This window comes from Herbaspirillum sp. BH-1, from assembly GCF_002870055.1.
Lineage (GTDB): Bacteria > Pseudomonadota > Gammaproteobacteria > Burkholderiales > Burkholderiaceae_D > Herbaspirillum > Herbaspirillum frisingense.
Genome location: NZ_PKOI01000003.1, coordinates 309421 through 326748 on the forward strand (window position 1 = coordinate 309421; position 17328 = coordinate 326748).

The following is a 17328-nucleotide window of genomic DNA, read 5'->3' on the forward strand; positions in this document are numbered from 1 at the left end:
AGAGAGTGCCACGTGCGCCAGGCTTTGGTAATAAGACCTTGGGATGATAGCCCTAGCCGATGCGGCTAGGCGATCTCAGTGCGGGCGTTGGCGCGCGACCATGTCGGCGGTGACCGTCCCCTGCTTGCCGCCAAACTGGAAGATCACGTAGTTGCTGAGCTGGGCAACCTCGTCGTCAGTGAGTGCGGCAGCAAAGGCGGGCATGAAGACCTCGTGTTCGCCTATCCGCATCCGTGCGCCGTGCAGGATGGTCTGTACCACGTTCTGTCCCGAGCGGTCATTGACCGAGCGCGCGCCGAGCAGGGCCGCGTAAGGCGTTTGCGGACCCTGGCCGTTCCACTGATGGCAGCTGGCGCAACTTGCTTCGAACAGTTTCAATCCGGCTTGCAGATGGGACGGCGTCTGCGGCGAGGGAGAATAGGCCATCGAAGTCGTCACCGCCGGTGGCCTGGCGTTGATGGAGGTCGGCTTGTCGCCCACCTGCGGGGCGACGCTGCGCAGATAGCTCATGATGGCCTGGATATCCTTGGGGTCGAGATACTGCAGGCTGTTTTCCACTGCTTCACCCATCGGCCCACCGGCCGAGCCGCGCCCGTCGGCATGGCCGGATCGCAGGTACTGGTACAGCTGTGCGTCGGTCCAGGCACCGATCCCGTGTACCGGGTCGGAAGTGATATTGGGGGCGTGCCAGCCGTTGACGTCGGCACCGGAGAGTTCCCTGGCCTGGTTGAGCGCGAAGCCGATATTGCGTGGTGTATGACATTCCGTGCAGTGCGCCAGGGCGATGGCGAGGTAGGCGCCGGTGTTCCATTGGGGCGACCTGTCTGGCGCCGGCTTGAAGCGCTCGCTACGGAAGAAGGCGGCATTCCAGAAACCCATGGCCCAGCGCTGATTGAAGGGGAAGGAGAGCTCCGGCTTGCGGGTTTCCTGGGTGACCGTGGGCAGGCTGAAGAGATAGGCCTTGATGGCCAGGACATCGTCGCGGCTCAGCTGGGTATAGGAGGTATAGGGGAAGGCCGGGTAGAGGTGCTGGCCATCCTTGCGGACGCCCTCGTGCAGTGCGCGCACGAAGTCGTCGTCGCTCCAGTTGCCGATGCCGGTCGTCTTGTCGGCCGTGATATTGGAAGAGTACAGCGTGCCGAACGGCAACTGGAAGGCCAGGCCTCCGGCAAAGGGCTTGCCTCCCGCCACCGTGTGGCAGGCGATGCAGTCGGCGGCCTTGGTCAGGTACTGGCCGCGCTGGATGCGCGCGGCATCGGCCGGCGCACCGTAGACCACCGGCGCCGGGCCGGCGGGCGCTTCGGGTCGTGCCAGGCAGGCATAGGCGGCCGCACCGATGGCGACGACGACCAGGGCGGCGCTCATGAGAAGTCGTTTCATGCTGCTGCCTCCGGGTTGGATGGTGCAAGGTCGAAGGTTTTCAGCAGCGTATGCTGCGGCCGGGCCAGCAGAGCGCGGCGCACCGGCAACTCGCGCAGGCGCACCCCGGTGGCGGCGTAGATGGCATTGGTCAGGGCCGGCGCAGCAATGGCGGTGCCGACTTCGCCGATGCCGCCGGGTGCTTCGGTACTGTTGACGATGTGAACCTCGACGGCGGGCGTTTCGTTCATGCGGAGCATGCGGTAATCATTGAAATTGCCTTGTTCGATGGCCCCGTCGCGCAGGGTGATTTCGTTGAACAGCGCGGCGCTCAGTCCGAACAGCAGTCCGCCCTGGATCTGGGCCTCGATGGAGCCGGTATTGATGGCGATGCCGCAATCGACCGCCACCACGGCACGCCGCAACTGCACCTCGCCCTGCGGCGTGACCTCGACATCGACCATGGCACAGACCCGGGTGCCGAAGGGTTCGGCCAGGGCCACGCCACGGCCCGCACGATTGGAAGAAGCGGTCCGCACGGGCTGCGAACTGCCCCAGCCCATTTTGGCGGCGGCCAGTTTCAGGACCGCGGTCGAACGCGGGTTGTTCTTCAGCAGGGCCAGACGCCACTCCACGGGGTCGCGCCCGGCGCGGTGCGCCAGTTCATCGAAGAAGCTCTCCACGATGAAGATGTTGTGCAGCGCGCCCACCCCGCGCCACCAGCCCACGAGGAGGCCCGGTGGCATGTCGTGACGCACCCATTCGACCTTCATGCTGGCGATCGCATAGGGGAGCTCGGCCACGCATTCGATGGCGTCCCCGTCCATGCCGTTCTTGCGCATGCCACCGGGACGCCAGCGACCCAGGACGGTGCCGCTGCAGACGCGGTCGCCGTACCAGAGCGGCATGCCGTTCTTGTCCACCACCGCGGAAATGACGTCGTGATACATCGGTCGCACGATGTCATGGCGGATATCTTCTTCACGGGTCCAGACGATCTTCAGCGGATAGGGCAGCAGCCGGGCGAAGCTCACGGCCTGGTCGACGTAGTCACTCTCCAGACGTCGGCCGAAACCGCCTCCCAGATACTGGCTGTGCAACACGATCCGTTCGACCGGCAGCCCGGTGATTCGGGCGGCGTTGGCAACCACCCGGGTGGGGACCTGGGTGCCGGCCCAGATCTCGCAGCGGTCACTGCGTACATGTACAGTGGCATTCAGTGGTTCCATGGTCGCATGCGCGAGCATGGGCAGCTTGTAGGTCGCCTGGATGAATTCGCCGGCGGGGCGGCTGCCCACTTCACGACCGACAATCGCCTGGCCGTTGGCCTGGCTGCGGGCCAGGTCTTCACGCAGTTCGCGGGTGGTGAGGCGGGCGTTGGGGCCGTGCTGCCACTGGATGTCCAGGACTTCCATGCCGCGTTTGGCGGCCCAGAAATTGGTGGCCACGACCGCCACCGCATTGTCGATGCAAAGCACCTCGATCACGCCCGCAATGGCGCGCGTCGCGCGGTCGTCGACGCCGACCAGTTTGCCGCCGAAGGTCGGGCAGGCCCTGACGGTGGCGATGCGCATGCCAGGCACGGCCACGTCGATGCCGAATCGCGTGACGCCACGGACCTTGTCAGCGGAATCCAGGCGCGCCATGGGTTTGCCGATGAGTCTGAACTGCGCCGGGTCCTTGAGCTTGACCTCACCCGGGTCCGGCAGACGGGCGGCGGCCTGTGCGACCTGGGCGTAGCGGAGGCTGCGGCCCGATGGTGGGTGGTGGATGACGCCCCGTTCGACCACGCAGGCGGACGGCTGTACCTTCCATCTGGCGGCGGCAGCCGCCACCAGCAGCGTGCGGGCGACGGCGCCGGCCTGGCGCAATTCGGTGAAGGTGCTGCGGGTACTGGTGGAGCCGCCGGTGATCTGCGCCTTGAGGAGCTTCATGCCATAGAGTTCGTCGCTGGGCGGCGCGTGTTCGACCTGGATCTGGTCCAGGTCGAGATCCAGTTCTTCAGCCAGCAGCATGCAGGAGCCGGTGTAGATGGCCTGGCCCATCTCGACCATCGGCATGACCAAGCGGATGGCGCCATCGGCGTCGATGCGGATGAAGGCGTTGGGGGCGAAGGCCGGGGCGCCGTCGGCAACCGCGGCCGCCGCGTCGGCGGCCTGGCGATGCGGGGATACCAGCGCCATCGCCTGACGCGGCGCGCCCAGCCAGCTGAAGGCCACCGACAGGCCGGCCGCCTTGAGCAGGCGACGACGGTTGGGCGAGAAGCTGTTCGGGCGGCTCATTTGCGGCCTCCCGGTGCGCTCACGGGGATGGCCTGGGTGACCTCGATCTTGCCGCTGGCGGCTTGTTTGATGGCCGCGCGAATGCGCACGTAGGTGGCGCAGCGGCAGATATTGCCGGACATCGCGGCATCGATGTCGTCGTCGGTGGGCGCGGGATTGCGCGCCAGCAGTGCCGACGCCGACATGATCTGGCCGGACTGGCAGTAGCCGCACTGGACCACGTCCACGGCCAGCCAGGCATCCTGGATGCGCTTGCCGGTGGGGGTCTGGTCAATTGCTTCGATGGTGGTGACCTGGCGGCCGCCAACGGCAGACACCGGCAGCACGCAGGAGCGCACCGGATCGCCATCCAGGTGGACCGTGCAGGCGCCACACTGGGCGATGCCGCATCCGAATTTGGTGCCAGTCATTCCGATCACATCACGGAGCACCCACAGCAGCGGGGTGTCGCCAGCGATGGCCACCGTGTGCGGGTGGCCGTTGACCTTGAGCGTAAAAGACATGGGGAGACTCCGGGAAATAGGTCCGACTGACCGCTACGCAGGGTAGCAACGATGGAAGAGGGCGATAACTATACAAAGGTGTTAAACCGCATGGCGGCCGCTGCGTGTGCGTACACCTGTACACCTGCATACCTGCCCACGTGTGTGAATGCAGGACGGCATGCACGCAGCGGCCGGGGCGCCTTACATGGTCAGCACGATCTTGCCCACATTCAGGCCATCTTCCATGCGCTGCTGGGCGGCGCCGGCCTGGGCCAGCGGATAAACGCTGTCGATGACCGGGTTCAGGCCGTCCTTGCCGAACTGCGACAGCCAGCGCTCCTTGAAGCGGCGCGACATGGCGTGCTTGACCTCTTGCGAACGCGACTTCATGACCGTGCCGATGATCTGCAGGTGACGATAGAGCAGGCGATCCAGCGGAATGCGGGCGTTTTCGATGCCGCCCATGATGCCGATCTGCACCATGCGTCCACCAAAGTCCAGGGAGTTCACGTTGCGCTCGAAATAGGGCGCGCCGATGAAGTCGAGAATGAGGTTCGCGCCGCGATTGTCGGTCAGCCTGGCGACCACTTCGGCGAAGTCTTCGGTCTGGTAGTCGATGGCGTGGTCGGCCCCCATCTTGCGGACCAGCGCATGGGCGCTGGCTTGGGCAGTGGTGATGACAGTGGCGCCCACCGCATGGGCCAACTGAACTGCCGCGCCGCCCACGCCGCCTGCGCCGGCATGCACCAGTACGGTTTCGCCCGGCTCCAGCTTGCCCAGGTGGATGAGCGCTTCATGCGCCGTGACGAAGACTTCGGTGATGGCCGCCGCCTGGACATAGTCCAGGCCCTCGGGGATGGGCATGGCCATGCGGTAATCGATGCGCGCCATCTCGGCATAGGCGCCACCGCCGACGATGCCCATGACGCGGTCGCCCACCTGGTAGCCCGTCACTTCACTCCCCACGGCGACGACTTCACCGGCGATTTCCAGGCCCATGATGGTGGAGTCGCCGAAGTCGGGCCAGCCGTAGCCACCGCGACGGTGGGTCAGATCGGCGCGATTGACGCCGGCGGCATGGGTGCGCACCAGCAGGTCGGTTGGGCGCAGCACGGGGTCGGGGGCGTCGCCGATTTTCAGGACGTCGGCAGCGCCGAATTGTTCAAAGAGGATGGCTTTCATGGTGGTGGTTCTTTCTATGTTCAGGAGTGGAAAGGTGGGAAGTGGCGCCGTGAATCCATCACGGCGCATCACCCGGTTCAGGCGCTTGCGTCGTCCTGCCTGGACAGGGCCGCATTGGCATAGGCCGATGCCGTGATGGCTGCCGGGAAGCCGGCGTAGAAGGCCAGATGCGTGATGGCGGCGCTCAGCTCGGTCCGGGTCAGGCCGTTCTGGATGCCCCGGTGCAGGTGGGCGGGTAATTCGTTGGCGTGGTTCATCGCGATCAGGCAGGCGATGGTGATGAGACTGCGGTCGCGCGGGGCGAGGTCGCTGTCATTCCAGACTTCGGCGTAGAGTGGCGCCTCGACCAGATCCGACAGCTTCGGCGTGAAGGCCCGGGCTGCGGCGCGGGGGCTGCTGAAATCGATGGGGGTCATGATGCTTCCTTGGTCGTATTGATCCGCTGATCCGCGAATCCGTGTGGTTTCAGGCCTGGCTGATGAACTTGTTGGTCAGGTAATGGTTGATGCCCTCGATGCCCCCTTCGGAGCCGTGGCCGCTTTCCTTCATGCCGCCGAAGGGCAGTTCGGTGGCGATGATGCGGTACTGGTTGATGCCGATCATGCCGGCCTCCAGGCCATCGCCGACGTCCAGCACGGTGCGGGCGTCGCGGGTAAAGGCATAGGCCGAGAGCGCATAGGGCAGGCGGTTGGCCTCGGCCAGGGCGTCCTCCAGCTGCTCGAAGGGGCGCAGCACGGCGATCGGGCCGAAGGGCTCTTCGTGCATGACGCGGGCGCTCATCGGCACCTCGGCCAGGACCGTGGGTGCAAAGAAATAGCCAGGGCGGTCGATGCGCTTGCCGCCGGTCAAGACCTTGGCGCCCTGTGCCACGGCATCGGCGACCAGGGCTTCCATCTTTTCCAGCTGGCGCGGATTGGCCAGAGGGCCGACCTGGGTGGCCGGGTCCATGCCGTCGCCCACCACCAGCTTGCGGGTGGCCGCCACGAATTGCTCGGCAAAGCGTGCGTAGACGCTACGCTGAACCAGGAAGCGGGTCGAGGAGATGCAGATCTGGCCGGTCCCGCGGAAGCGGTTGGCGGCACCGCCTGCGGCGGCGGCATCGATGTCGGCGTCTTCGAACACCAGCACCGGACCGTGACCACCCAGTTCCAGGGTGATGGGCTTGACGCCGGCGGCGGCCCGTTGCGAGAGCAGGCGCCCCACCGGGACCGAGCCGGTGAAGGCCACCTTGCGGATGACAGGGGAGGCAATCAGATGCGCCGACACCTGGTCCGGCACGCCGAACACGATCTGCAGCACGCCCTTGGGCAGACCGGCGTCATCCAGGCAGCGGGCCAGGGCCAGTGCGGTGGCCGGGCTTTCCTCGCCGGGCTTGAGGATCACGCTGCAGCCGGCCGCCAGCGCGGCCGACAGCTTGCGGGCTGGAGTGATGGCCGGGAAATTCCAGGGAGTGAAGGCTGCTACCGGGCCGATGGCCTGGCGCTTGACCAGCTGCTGCACGCCCGGGCGGTTGGCCGGCACCACCCGGCCATCGATGCGACGTGCCTCTTCGGCGAACCATTCGAAGTAGTCGGCTGCGCGCAGGACTTCGTCGCGGCTTTCGGTGAGGGCCTTGCCTTCTTCCAGTGTCATCAGGGTGGCGATGTGCTCGCTGCGTTCGCGCATCAGCGCTGCGGCATCCTTGAGCACCCGGGCGCGCTGCTCGGGAGCAGTGTGGCGCCAGACGTCGAAGGCCGGAGTGGCGGCGGCCAGTGCCAGGTCGAGGTCGGCAGCGCCGGCCATGGGCAGGCGGCCCAGGGCGGTACCGGTGGCGGGATTGATGACGGGCACGGTATCGCGCTGGCCGGCTTCCAGCCAGTTGCCATTGATGAAGAGGTAGAGCGGGTCGTAACTAAACTTTTGCATGATGTTCTTCCTGAAGGGGATTCGGTAGCATGTGGACTTGCTGCAGGAAGAAGATTAAAACCGGGGCCGGTGCTTGATAAGACCGAGCCGGCCCACAATGGCTATGCAAGGAACGCACAAATGCAGTCAGAAAAATTCGCGGAATTTCTCGGCGTCTTCGCCGATGTGGCAAGGGAGGGCAGCTTCTCCGGCGCCGGTCGTCGTCGTGGCCGCACGCCATCGGCCATCGGGCGCCAGATCGACACCCTGGAAGCCTATCTCGACACGCCCCTGTTCCTGCGGTCGACCCGCCTGCTCACGCTCACCGATGCCGGCGAGGCCCTGCTGGTGCGGGCCAGACAGATTCTCGATTCGCTGGAGGATGCCCAGCAGGAGCTGGCCTCCATGAAGGGGGCGGTGACCGGAATCTTGCGCGTGGCCTGTTTCCCGACTTTCGGCAAGCGCTATGTTTTGCCGGCCATGGGGGGGATGGCGCGGCAGTATCCCGATCTGCGCCTTGAGCTGGACTTGACCGAACGCCTGGCCGACCCGGTGGCGGAGCGACTGGACCTGGTCATCCGCATCGGCGACATGGCCGACAGCACCCTGATCGGCACCCGCATCGCCACCCAGACCCGTATCCTCTGCGCCAGCCCGCAGTACCTGACTCGTGCCGGCACGCCGGCCTCCATTGCCGACCTGGCCTGCCATCGGCTGGTCGACAAGATGCATGGCGCCGATCTGCTGGGCTGGGCCGATGTGCTCGGCCAGCCGGCCCGGGCGGCGAGCGCCCAGCCGGTGTTCGCCTGCGACGACTTCGAAGCGATGCGCCTGGCAGTGGGAGAGGGAATGGGAATCGGCTATCTGCCGGACTGGGTGGTAGGCCCCGACATCAAGGCCGGGCTGCTGGTGCAGCTGTTCCCGGAGTGGTCGGCGCAAGCCTGTGCGCAGACCGGCATCCACGCCCTGCGCGCACTGCGGCAACCGCCGGCGCGGGTGACGGTCCTGCTCGATACGCTGCGCGCCCATATCGGATTGCCGCCGAGCTGGGCCGTGAATGCCAGCGTGGCGGACTAGCACGTGCGCGAGGCTGCCTGAGCGCAGCTGATAGCGCGCGGAAACACCGCAGACTCAGCCTGCCTTGCCCGGTTTTTCCTGCCGGGTATCGTCGTCCGTAGATTCATCCGAACGCTTGATGCCCAGCATTGCCGCGATCCGCACCAGCTCGGTCAGCCTGGTCGTGGAGAACTTGCGCATCAGATGGCGGCGATGGATCTTGACCGTGCCTTCGTTGATTTCCAGCAGCGCGGCAGTGACCTTGTTCATGTAGCCGGCCACCACCAGCGCAAAGACTTCCCGCTCGCGCCGGGTCAACGTCGCCAATTGCTGGCGTCGCATCCGGATTTCCTCTCGTTGCTTCCAGCGTATCGATTCGATCTTTTCGGCCTGCTGTACCGCGGCGCGCAGCTCCGTGGGCCTGACCGGCTTGGTCAGGAATTCGACGGCCCCCTGTTTCATCGCCTGGACCACGGTGGGAATGCTGCCCTGCGCCGTCAGGAAGATGATGGTCGGCGCCTCCCCGGCACTGCGCAGACGCTGCTGGAAGTCCAGCCCGTCGACTCCGGCCAGCTTCAGTTCCAGGATCAGGCAGGAGGGCGCGTCGGCCTTGCGCCTGTTCAGATAATCGGCCTCGTCCGCATGAAAATGGACTTGCCAGTGCTGCCCCTGGCCCTTGAGCGAAGAGCGGATGGCACGGAGGGATTTTTCATCGTCATCGATGACATGGATATTCAGACGCACGGGCGACCTGCGAGGAGAAAGGGGGAGGCGCCGCCTGACGTGGCGGCTTGATCTGGAGCGCAGCTTAAGACAGGCGGTGCACTTCGATAAGCTGCCTGCGGCCATCAACCGTTTTGCGCGGGACGCACAAATCGGGGTGTCTGCCCCTCCCGGCGGGGGGAGGCTATCGCTGGTATGGGGTGACCCATCCTTTGGTATAGCTAGACGTCTGATGCGAGGATTTGCAACACTGATGCCTGTCCGAGATGAAGTCTCCGGTCTCTGACGTTCCCTGTTGTTGTTGTTGTTGTCGACTCCCGCCAGTACTCCCTCTGGCGTTCAGCCGCCCGTCGTGATTTCCGACGGGCGGTCTTTTTTTATGTGGCGATGCCACAGATTTTCCAACCGGCTCAGCTCAGGTACTTGTTCAGCCGCTTTGCCGCATTGCGCAGATGCGTTTCTGCGGCAATTGCCGCGGCGACCGGGTCCTTGTCTTCGATGGCCTGGAGGATGGCCTTGTGCTCGTCCTGCACGGCCTGGATCAGATTGTTGTAGTTCGTCGCGGTGTTGCTGCGGGCCTGGCGGATCAGTCTTCTGACGTGCTGTTCCAGATACTCGTTGAGCATGCAGAAGTGCGGATTCTTGGTCGAGTCGACGATGGCCTGGTGGAAGGCAAAATCCTCCTCGTCCCCCAGCTTGTCATTGATGATGGCGTACTCCATCCCGACCAGGGCCTTCTTGATCTTCTTGAGGTCTTCCGGCGTGCGGCGGATGGCCGCATAGCGGGCAGCGGCGGTCTCCAGCGTCACCAGCAGTTCGATGACGTGTTCCAGTCCCTCGGCATCGTTGAGGGCCGCCGCCTCGAAGCGGAAGGCCTGGCGTGAGCCGCGCTCGTTGACGAAGGCGCCGCGTCCCTGCTGGGCATTGACGATGCCTTCCGATTTCAGCTGGGACAGGGCTTCGCGCACGACCGAGCGGCTCACCGAGAATTGCTCGCCCAGCTGTTTTTCGCTGGGCAGCTTGTCGCCCGGTTTGAGCCGCTGCTCGCGGATTTCTTCATTAATCCATTCAACAATCTCTTCGGTAAGGGATTGCGTGGGCAAGCGCTGTGTCGCGGTTTTCATGGGTGGATTGCAGCTGGATTAATTGATGTACAGACCGCCGTTGACCTGCAGTGTCTCTCCGGTGATGAATGAGGCCAGGGGAGAGCACAGGAAGGCAATCGAGCCGGCCACTTCTTCCGCAGTTCCCAGGCGGCCGAGGGGCGTGTTTTGCAGTAGCATCGGCCCCTTGCTGGCCAGCAGTTCCCGGGTCATCGGAGTGGCAATGATACCCGGAGATACTGCGTTGACCCGCGTTTTGGGGGCCAGCTCCAGCGCCAGGCTGCGCGAGAAGCTGATCACCGCGCCCTTGGCCGCCGCGTAGTGCGCATGCGCGTAGCTGCCGCGCTGTGCGGCCAGCGAAGCGAGGTTGACGATCGAGCTGTCCTCGCGCAGATAGGCGATGACGGCCTGGCAGATATGGAAGGTGCCGTCCAGGTTGATCGCCATGAGGCGCCGCCATTCTTCTTCTGTCATCTCCGCCACGCGCTTTTCGGGATAGATGCCGGCCGAGTGGATCAGGTGGTCAATCCCGCCATGGGCGCGGGCGCAGGCATCGGCCGCCTGGCGGCAGGCCTGGGCATCGGCCACGTCCAGCTGGTGCAGGCTGATCTGTGCGCCGGGGGCGATGCCAAGGATCTCTTCCTTGAGCGAAGCCAGGGCCTGGAGGTCGATGTCGGCCAGGGCCAGGTTGGCGCCATGCCGGGCAGTCAGCAAGGCGGTTGCGCGGGCGATGCCACCGCCGGCACCGGTAATGAAAAAGGTCTTGTCGGTGAATGCAATCATGGGGTCTCCTGTTTTTCTGTATTGGTGCTTCGTCCTGTAAGCCTTGCTGGACGTGGCTTTCCAGGCGTAATGCAAGGTCGCTCATCTGTCCGGGATGCAGAGGCAGGGGTTGTTGACATCACAAAATTCGCTCTGTAGAATCGCTGCACAACTTGTCAGACAGGATTAAAAGTTTATCAGACAAGTGCATAAAAACCTATCATGTCACCGCAAAAAATGCGGGATGACGGAAAAGAAGAGCGCTGCAAGGCGCCACTTGCGAAGGAGATACCGTGAGTCTGGCAGGAGCCGGGGAGCGCAGTGCGCACGACATGGCGTCCCCCATCATCAATGGACATACCCGGGTCATCGGTATCCTGGCCGATCCGATCGGCCATGTGCGGACCCCGCAGGCGTTCAATGCCCTGATGGCGAGCAAGGCAATCAATGCCGTGGTGGTGCCGCTGCAGGTGGCGCCAGCCGATCTTGCATCGGTCGTGGCGGCGCTGGCCAGGGTCAGGAGCATGGCCGGCCTGATCGTCACCATTCCCCACAAGGAAAGCATCCTCTCCCTCTGCCATGAGCTGACCGATGCAGCGCGCCAGGTCGGTGCGGTCAACATCGTGCGGTTTGATGCGGCGGAGGCGGGACAGGCAGAGGCCTCTGGTGAAGCAGGCATGCGCCTGGTCGGCAGCAATCTGGATGGCGAGGGATTCGTCGGTGGCTTGCTGGCCCAGGGGCATGCGCTGGTGGGGCGGCGGGTCTATCTTGCCGGTGCCGGTGGTGCCGGTAAGGCCATTGCACATGCCCTGGCCGCGCACGGCGCGGGTGCCATCGGCGTGTACAACCGCAGTGCGGAACGTGCCGGACATCTGGTGGCCGAACTGCGTCGCTACTACCCGCAACTGGACGTCCACGTGGCAACGGCGCATCCCGCCCATTACACCCTGGCCATCAATTCCACCTCGCTGGGGCTGAACCCGGACGATGCCTTGCCATTCGCCGTGGAAGGCCTGCCCACTGATGCGCTGGTGGCGGAGGCGGTCATGAAGGTGGAGTTGACCCCGCTACTGGCGGCAGCCCAGAGGCGCGGACTGGCGCTGCACTTTGGCCGCTACATGATGCAGGCCCAGCTTGAAAGCATGAAACAGTTCCTTGGGTTGCGCTGAGAGGCGCGCCACCCCTTGAGAAGGGAGCCGCACCGGCGCGGCTCTCGCACGGAAGCCCGGGCGCCGGCAGTGCAAGACCTGGAATCCTACAAATATAACGGAGATGAGGTATGAGCAAGAATTACATCGGAGTGTCCCTGTCGTCGCTATCGTCACCGTCCTCGCTGACATCATTGTCGGCCCTGGTCCTGGCCGCCATCGCATGTCCCGCCCAGGCCGCCGCGCCCCTGAAGATCGCGCTGGTGGAAACCCTGTCCGGCCCGCAGGCCTCGACCGGGCTGCTCTATCGCGCTGCAGTGAAGTATGAGATGGATCGCATCAACGCCGCCGGCGGATGGAACGGGCAAGCCGTGCAACTGGCCGAGTACGACAACCAGGGCGGACCTGCCGGCGCCTCCGACAAGGTCAAGGCTGCCATTGCCGCCGGTGCGCAGATCATCATCCAGGGTTCGTCCTCGGCCGTGTCCGGCCAGATCACCGAAGACGTGCGCAAGCACAACCTGCGCAATGCCGGCAAGGAAGTCCTGTTCATGAACATGGGCGGCGAGGCGCTGGAGCTGACCGGCGACAAGTGCCACTTCTATCATTTCCGCTTCACCACCAACGCCGTGATCCGCGTCAAGACGCTGGTGCCGGCCATGAAGGAAGCCAAGGAACTGGGGAACAAGGTCTATGCGATGAACCAGAACTATTCCTGGGGCATCGACATGGACAAGGCCATCAAGGACGATGCCGCCGCCGGTGGCTACACCGTGGTCGAGAGCACCCTACACGATGTCAACAAGATCCAGGATTTCTCACCCTATGTCGCCAAGATCAAGGCCAGCGGGGCCGACACAGTCCTCACCGGCAACTGGTCCAACGATCTGCTGTTGCTGATGAAGGCCACACGGGCTGCGGGCCTGAAGGTACGCTTCGGTACCGTCTTCCTGGACCAGCCGGGCAACATCGGCAATGCCGGCGACACCGCCCTGGGACACTTCATCTCGCACGCCTTCAATATCGAGACCAACAAGGCCACCGAGGAATTCGCCACCGACTACAAGGCCAAGACCGGTCACTTCCCGACCTTCATTGAGCCGCAGACCGTGTTCGGCATGCAGATGCTGGGCGAGGCCCTCAAGCAGGTCAAGCCCAGCGGCGACAAGATCAATGTCACCGAGCTGGCCAAGGCACTGGAAAAGGTCAGGATCGAGACGCCGATGGGCGAGACCTCGATTCGCGCCGCCGACCACCAGGTGGTGCTGCCCATCGTCGTCTCCCGCGTGGAAAAGAACGTCAAGTACAAGGTCGACGATACCGACATGGGCTTCAAGGTCATCAAGAAGTTCAGCGGCGAAGACGCCGTGAACCCGGTCCAGACCAGCTGCAAGATGCAGCGTCCCTCCTGATCTGACTCGCTGAGCGGGCGCCGTGCATGTGCACGGCGCCGAATCGACACGGGCGGCCTTGCCGTCCCGTGCGGGGGACGGTCGTCCCGTTTTCTTGGAAGACGCTATGGAATTCTTTACCGTATCGCTGATCAACGGCACCATCTACGGCCTGTTGCTGTTCATGGTCTCGGCCGGGTTGACGCTCATCTTCGGCATGATGGGGGTGCTCAACTTCGCGCATACCTCCTTCTACATGGTGGGTGCCTACCTGGCCTATACCTTGCAGAAGTTCATCGGCTTCTGGCCTGCCGTAATCATTGCGCCCCTGATCGTGGGTCTGCTGGGCGTGGTCGTGGAACGCTGGTTCCTGCGGCGCGTGCATCGCTACGGTCATGCGCATGAACTGCTGCTGACTTTTGGCCTGTCCTTCATCATTGCCGAAATCATCAAGCTCTTCTTCGGCAATTACCCGGTCAACTACCAGGTGCCGGCTTCGCTCTCGTTTGCCGCGTTTCGCCTGTTCGGTACGGACTATCCCTTCTATCGCCTGATGATGGGCCTGGTCTCGCTGCTCATGTTCGGCCTGATCTACCTGCTTCTCTCGCGCACCCGCATCGGCATCGTCGTGCGCTCGGCGATCTATCGCCCGGCCATGGCGGAGACCCTGGGCCACAACGTGCCACTGGTCTTCATGGGTGTCTTCGGGGTGGGGGCCGCGCTGGCCGGCCTGGCCGGCGCCATCGCCGGCGCGTTCTATACCACCAATCCGAACATGGCCCTGGAGCTGGGTGTGCTGGTCTTCGTGGTGGTGGTCATCGGTGGCCTGGGTTCGCTGGAGGGCGCGATGCTGTCATCGATCCTGATCGGCCTGATCTCGTCCTTTGCCGTCGGCGTGGATGTCAGCCTGGCCGATGCGCTGGACTATGTCGGGGCAGGACAATGGGCGCGTGACCTGGGCGGCTTGATGACGCTGAAGGTCTCGTCGCTGGCCGCCACCATCCCGTTTGCGCTGATGTTGCTGGTATTGCTGGTTCGCCCCTCCGGGCTGATGGGTGAGAAGGAGTGAGTCACATGAACGAATCCACAAACAAGGTCTTGCCAAGCCTGCCCGGGTCGGCCGCAAAAGTTTCATCCACCGCGTTCCCAGCCACGTCACTGCGAGCGCCGGCTGCAGTATCGCTGGCCTCGCGTCTGCTGATGGTGACGGTGCTGCTGTTGCTGCTCATCGCCCCCTTCGTTTTGCCCCAGGCGCTGGTGAATGCGGCCATCCAGATGCTCATCGCGGCGCTGTTTGCTACGGCCTTCAATGTGCTGGCGGGGCAGGGTGGCATGCTCTCCTTCGGCCACGCGGCCTATTTCGGTATCGGTGCATTTGCCACCCTGCATGCGATGAATGCGCTGGGCGGTGCGGGGCTCTTGCCCACGCCGCTGCTGCCGATATTCGGTGCCCTGGGCGGCTGTCTGCTGGGCCTGGTGGCGGGCTGGTTTTCCACGCAGCGCAGTGGTGTCTATTTCTCGATGATCACCCTGGCCCTGGCCGAACTGTTGCATGCGCTGGCACCGCACCTGACCAGCGTCTTCGGTGGCGAGGCTGGGGTGTCCTCGATGCGCATGCCGGCCTGGGGCCTGTCCTTTGGCGAACCGATGCATGTCTATTACCTGACCCTGGCCTGGGTACTGGCTTCGCTGGGCGCCTTGTTCTTCTTCACCCGTACCCCCCTGGGGCGGCTCACGCTGGGTCTGCGCGAAAACGCCATGCGCCTGAAGTTCCTGGGCTATGACGTGCATGCCGCCCGGGTGATGGTGTTCATGATCTCGGCCAGCTTTGCGGGCGTGGCCGGTGGTCTGCTGGCGATGAACAATGAAGCCGGCAACTACGTGCTCTTCGATGTGCGCCTGTCTTCCGAGGTGGTGCTCAATGCCTATATCGGCGGTACCGGGGTGTTCTTCGGCCCGGCCCTGGGCGCGGCGGTGATGACCTTCTTCGGGTATGCGGTCTCGGACCTGACGCGCTCCTGGCTGCTGTATCAGGGTCTCATTTTCGTGGTGGTGATGATGTTCATGCCCAATGGCCTGTCGGGCGTGGTGCTGTGGTGGCAGCGCAGTCAGCGTAGCAGCGCGGTGCTGGCGCGCTATGCGGCGGGCTGGTCACTGGGCGCCCTGGCGTGTGCGGCGGCGGTGGTGTTTTCGGTGGAGCTGCTGCAGCGCGCCCTGGGCTCGGATTACCAGTCGCAACTGGTGGATGCCCAGCCGTGGCCGGCGATCGCCCTGTTTGGTCGTGACTGGCTACCCGGCGCGGTGAGCACATGGCTGTTGCCCCTGCTGCTGCTGGTGGCCGGTGGCCTGATCTTGAACCGGGTCACGCGTGCCTGGGACGCACTCAATGAAGAGGAGGCCGCATGAGCGCCGTCAACTCCATCCATCCTGTCAGCACCAGCCCGGCGGCGCTGACCCTGCGCAACGTCAGCAAGTCCTTCGGCGAGGCGCACATCATCCGGGGTGTCGACCTGGAACTGCAGCGTGGCGAGCGTCATGCCTTCATTGGTCCCAATGGGGCGGGGAAGTCGACGCTGTTCCATCTCATCTCGGGCAACTTCAAGCCCAGCGCAGGGGAAATCCTGCTGGGAGAAGTGCCCATCGGCGGGCTAAGTCCGGAACGCATCAACCGCATGGGACTGGCGCGTTCCTTCCAGATCACCAATATCTTCCCGCGCCTGTCGGTGTTCGAGAACCTGCGCCTGGGCGTGATGCAGCGCTTCGGCATGCAATACACGCTGTGGCGCCCGATCTCGCAGTATCGCAAGGTCACTGCATTGGCGGAGCAGTTGCTGGAGCAGGTCCGGCTGGTCCGCCATCGTGACACGCTGGGCGGGGAGCTTTCCTATTCCGAACAACGTTCGCTGGAGATCGGCATGACCCTGGCCTCCGACCCCAAGGTCTTGTTGCTGGATGAACCCATGGCCGGCATGTCGCGAGAAGAAACCGACTATACCGCCGAGCTGCTGCGCGAGCTTTCGGTGGGCCGCAGCCTGATGATCGTGGAGCACGACATGGATGTGGTGTTTTCGCTGTGCGACCGCATCAGTGTTTTGGTCTATGGCCAGGTGGTCGCAACCGGCACCCCCGAGGAAATCCGCAACAATGCGCAAGTACAGGAAGCCTATCTGGGCAAGGAGGTCGCAGCATGAGCACAGCAGCCACACCGGCACAGGCGCCGCTGCTGCAGGTACGCGACCTGCACGCGCACTACGGCAAGAGCCATATCCTGCAGGGTGTCAATTTCGAAGTCGGTCACAACGCCGTGATCAGTCTGCTGGGGCGCAACGGTTCGGGGCGCTCCACCACAGCCCGCGCCATCATGGGCCTGGTACCGCCCACCGGCGGCCAGGTCTTGCTGGACGGTCGTGATCTGGCCGGGCAACGTCCCTTCGCGGTATCGCGGGCGGGGATCGCCTTCGTCCCGGAGGAGCGCGAGGTCTTCGCCAACCTCAGCGTCGACGAGAACCTGCAGATGGGCATGCAACGCGCCCGCAACGATGCGCCCCAATGGACGGTGGAACAGATGTTCGACTTCTTCCCGCGCCTGAAGGAGCGGCGCAACACCCGGGCCGGCAATCTTTCCGGGGGCGAGCAACAGATGCTGACCATCTGCCGCTCGCTGCTGGGCAATCCGCGCCTGATCCTGATCGATGAGCCCACCGAGGGCCTGGCCCCCAAGATCGTGACCGTGGTGGGCGAGACCATCCAGGAAATCCACCGGCGTGGCGTATCCGTGATCCTGATCGAGCAGAAGCTGACCATCGCCATGAAGATTTCCACCGGGGTCTGCCTGCTCGGTCATGGCCAGATCGTCTTCAGCGGCACGCCCGACGAGCTTGGGGAGAATCCCCAGTTGCTCAAGGATTGGCTGGCGGTATGAGCCGGCAAGCGATTTCACTTCAAGAGACACG

General features: G+C 64.3%; 16 protein-coding genes. 7 read left to right on the top strand and 9 right to left on the bottom strand.

The features are described from left to right. Positions 1–75: 75 nt before the first annotated feature. The 6 genes from HBH1_RS06360 to HBH1_RS06385 form a co-directional block, all read right to left on the bottom strand. Positions 76–1380: a c-type cytochrome gene (locus HBH1_RS06360; protein WP_102662030.1), complete on the bottom strand. Its 1305-nt coding sequence runs from the start codon at positions 1378–1380 to the stop codon at positions 76–78. Further along, complete coding sequence (locus tag HBH1_RS06365; RefSeq protein WP_102662031.1) at positions 1377–3641, bottom strand: xanthine dehydrogenase family protein molybdopterin-binding subunit; 2265 nt, start codon at positions 3639–3641, stop codon at positions 1377–1379. The genes HBH1_RS06360 and HBH1_RS06365 overlap by 4 nt, the downstream gene beginning before the upstream one ends. Beyond that, entirely contained in the window at positions 3638–4144 is a 507-nt protein-coding gene (locus HBH1_RS06370) for a (2Fe-2S)-binding protein (protein ID WP_102662032.1), read from the bottom strand. Before HBH1_RS06370 ends, HBH1_RS06365 begins: the two co-directional genes overlap by 4 nt. Positions 4145–4327: 183 nt before the next feature. Further along, positions 4328–5308, bottom strand: coding sequence for an NAD(P)H-quinone oxidoreductase (locus tag HBH1_RS06375; RefSeq protein WP_102662033.1), 981 nt, complete (start codon positions 5306–5308; stop codon positions 4328–4330). A 77-nt stretch (positions 5309–5385) separates the two neighbouring features. Continuing rightward, positions 5386–5724: a carboxymuconolactone decarboxylase family protein gene (locus tag HBH1_RS06380; RefSeq protein ID WP_102662034.1), complete on the bottom strand. Its 339-nt coding sequence runs from the start codon at positions 5722–5724 to the stop codon at positions 5386–5388. A 49-nt stretch (positions 5725–5773) separates the two neighbouring features. After that, positions 5774–7213 carry an NAD-dependent succinate-semialdehyde dehydrogenase gene (locus tag HBH1_RS06385; protein ID WP_102662035.1) on the bottom strand — a complete coding sequence of 480 codons (1440 nt, stop codon included), beginning with the start codon at positions 7211–7213 and terminating at the stop codon, positions 5774–5776. Positions 7214–7333: 120 nt separating this feature from the next. On the opposite strand from HBH1_RS06385, the gene HBH1_RS06390 reads away from it, so the two are divergent. Beyond that, a complete protein-coding gene (locus tag HBH1_RS06390; protein ID WP_102662036.1) occupies positions 7334–8269 on the top strand; it encodes a LysR family transcriptional regulator in 936 nt (311 codons plus the stop codon). Between the two features lie 54 nt (positions 8270–8323). Here the strand turns inward: HBH1_RS06390 and HBH1_RS06395 are convergent, their stop codons facing one another. The 3 genes from HBH1_RS06395 to HBH1_RS06405 all read right to left on the bottom strand — a co-directional run bounded on the left by HBH1_RS06395 (position 8324) and on the right by HBH1_RS06405 (position 10857). Next, positions 8324–8992 (bottom strand): response regulator transcription factor, encoded by a 669-nt coding sequence (locus tag HBH1_RS06395; protein ID WP_158243279.1) that lies wholly within the window; start codon positions 8990–8992, stop codon positions 8324–8326. 389 nt (positions 8993–9381) lie between these two features. Next, complete coding sequence (locus HBH1_RS06400; RefSeq protein WP_006463049.1) at positions 9382–10095, bottom strand: FadR/GntR family transcriptional regulator; 714 nt, start codon at positions 10093–10095, stop codon at positions 9382–9384. An 18-nt stretch (positions 10096–10113) separates the two neighbouring features. Further along, the gene (locus HBH1_RS06405; protein WP_102662038.1) at positions 10114–10857 is read right to left on the bottom strand and encodes an SDR family NAD(P)-dependent oxidoreductase; all 744 of its coding nucleotides are present in this window, start codon (positions 10855–10857) and stop codon (positions 10114–10116) included. Between the two features lie 272 nt (positions 10858–11129). On the opposite strand from HBH1_RS06405, the gene HBH1_RS06410 reads away from it, so the two are divergent. The 6 genes from HBH1_RS06410 (at position 11130) to HBH1_RS06435 (ending at position 17297) form a co-directional block, all read left to right on the top strand. Then, the gene (locus tag HBH1_RS06410) at positions 11130–12005 is read left to right on the top strand and encodes a shikimate dehydrogenase family protein (protein ID WP_102662039.1); all 876 of its coding nucleotides are present in this window, start codon (positions 11130–11132) and stop codon (positions 12003–12005) included. A 110-nt stretch (positions 12006–12115) separates the two neighbouring features. Beyond that, positions 12116–13396: a branched-chain amino acid ABC transporter substrate-binding protein gene (locus HBH1_RS06415; protein WP_102662040.1), complete on the top strand. Its 1281-nt coding sequence runs from the start codon at positions 12116–12118 to the stop codon at positions 13394–13396. A gap of 106 nt (positions 13397–13502) precedes the next feature. Continuing rightward, complete coding sequence (locus HBH1_RS06420) at positions 13503–14444, top strand: branched-chain amino acid ABC transporter permease (protein ID WP_039875110.1); 942 nt, start codon at positions 13503–13505, stop codon at positions 14442–14444. A gap of 131 nt (positions 14445–14575) precedes the next feature. Then, positions 14576–15781, top strand: a complete 1206-nt coding sequence (locus tag HBH1_RS06425; protein ID WP_102662041.1) for a branched-chain amino acid ABC transporter permease — start codon at positions 14576–14578, stop codon at positions 15779–15781. Beyond that, on the top strand, positions 15778–16566 hold the full coding sequence (locus tag HBH1_RS06430) for an ABC transporter ATP-binding protein (RefSeq protein ID WP_199181533.1): 789 nt from the start codon (positions 15778–15780) through the stop codon (positions 16564–16566). Before HBH1_RS06425 ends, HBH1_RS06430 begins: the two co-directional genes overlap by 4 nt. Continuing rightward, positions 16563–17297 (top strand): ABC transporter ATP-binding protein, encoded by a 735-nt coding sequence (locus HBH1_RS06435; RefSeq protein WP_102662042.1) that lies wholly within the window; start codon positions 16563–16565, stop codon positions 17295–17297. Before HBH1_RS06430 ends, HBH1_RS06435 begins: the two co-directional genes overlap by 4 nt. Positions 17298–17328: the final 31 nt, after the last annotated feature.

Excerpts from the sequence above, each read along its gene's own strand:
- HBH1_RS06360 (WP_102662030.1), bottom strand. The coding sequence starts at position 1,380 with ATGAAACGACTTCTCATGAGCGCCGCCCTGGTCGTCGTCGCCATCGGT.
- HBH1_RS06365 (WP_102662031.1), bottom strand. The coding sequence starts at position 3,641 with ATGAGCCGCCCGAACAGCTTCTCGCCCAACCGTCGTCGCCTGCTCAAG.
- HBH1_RS06370 (WP_102662032.1), bottom strand. The coding sequence starts at position 4,144 with ATGTCTTTTACGCTCAAGGTCAACGGCCACCCGCACACGGTGGCCATC.
- HBH1_RS06375 (WP_102662033.1), bottom strand. The coding sequence starts at position 5,308 with ATGAAAGCCATCCTCTTTGAACAATTCGGCGCTGCCGACGTCCTGAAA.
- HBH1_RS06380 (WP_102662034.1), bottom strand. The coding sequence starts at position 5,724 with ATGACCCCCATCGATTTCAGCAGCCCCCGCGCCGCAGCCCGGGCCTTC.
- HBH1_RS06385 (WP_102662035.1), bottom strand. The coding sequence starts at position 7,213 with ATGCAAAAGTTTAGTTACGACCCGCTCTACCTCTTCATCAATGGCAAC.
- HBH1_RS06390 (WP_102662036.1), top strand. The coding sequence starts at position 7,334 with ATGCAGTCAGAAAAATTCGCGGAATTTCTCGGCGTCTTCGCCGATGTG.
- HBH1_RS06400 (WP_006463049.1), bottom strand. The coding sequence starts at position 10,095 with ATGAAAACCGCGACACAGCGCTTGCCCACGCAATCCCTTACCGAAGAG.
- HBH1_RS06405 (WP_102662038.1), bottom strand. The coding sequence starts at position 10,857 with ATGATTGCATTCACCGACAAGACCTTTTTCATTACCGGTGCCGGCGGT.
- HBH1_RS06415 (WP_102662040.1), top strand. The coding sequence starts at position 12,116 with ATGAGCAAGAATTACATCGGAGTGTCCCTGTCGTCGCTATCGTCACCG.
- HBH1_RS06420 (WP_039875110.1), top strand. The coding sequence starts at position 13,503 with ATGGAATTCTTTACCGTATCGCTGATCAACGGCACCATCTACGGCCTG.
- HBH1_RS06425 (WP_102662041.1), top strand. The coding sequence starts at position 14,576 with ATGGTGACGGTGCTGCTGTTGCTGCTCATCGCCCCCTTCGTTTTGCCC.
- HBH1_RS06430 (WP_199181533.1), top strand. The coding sequence starts at position 15,778 with ATGAGCGCCGTCAACTCCATCCATCCTGTCAGCACCAGCCCGGCGGCG.
- HBH1_RS06435 (WP_102662042.1), top strand. The coding sequence starts at position 16,563 with ATGAGCACAGCAGCCACACCGGCACAGGCGCCGCTGCTGCAGGTACGC.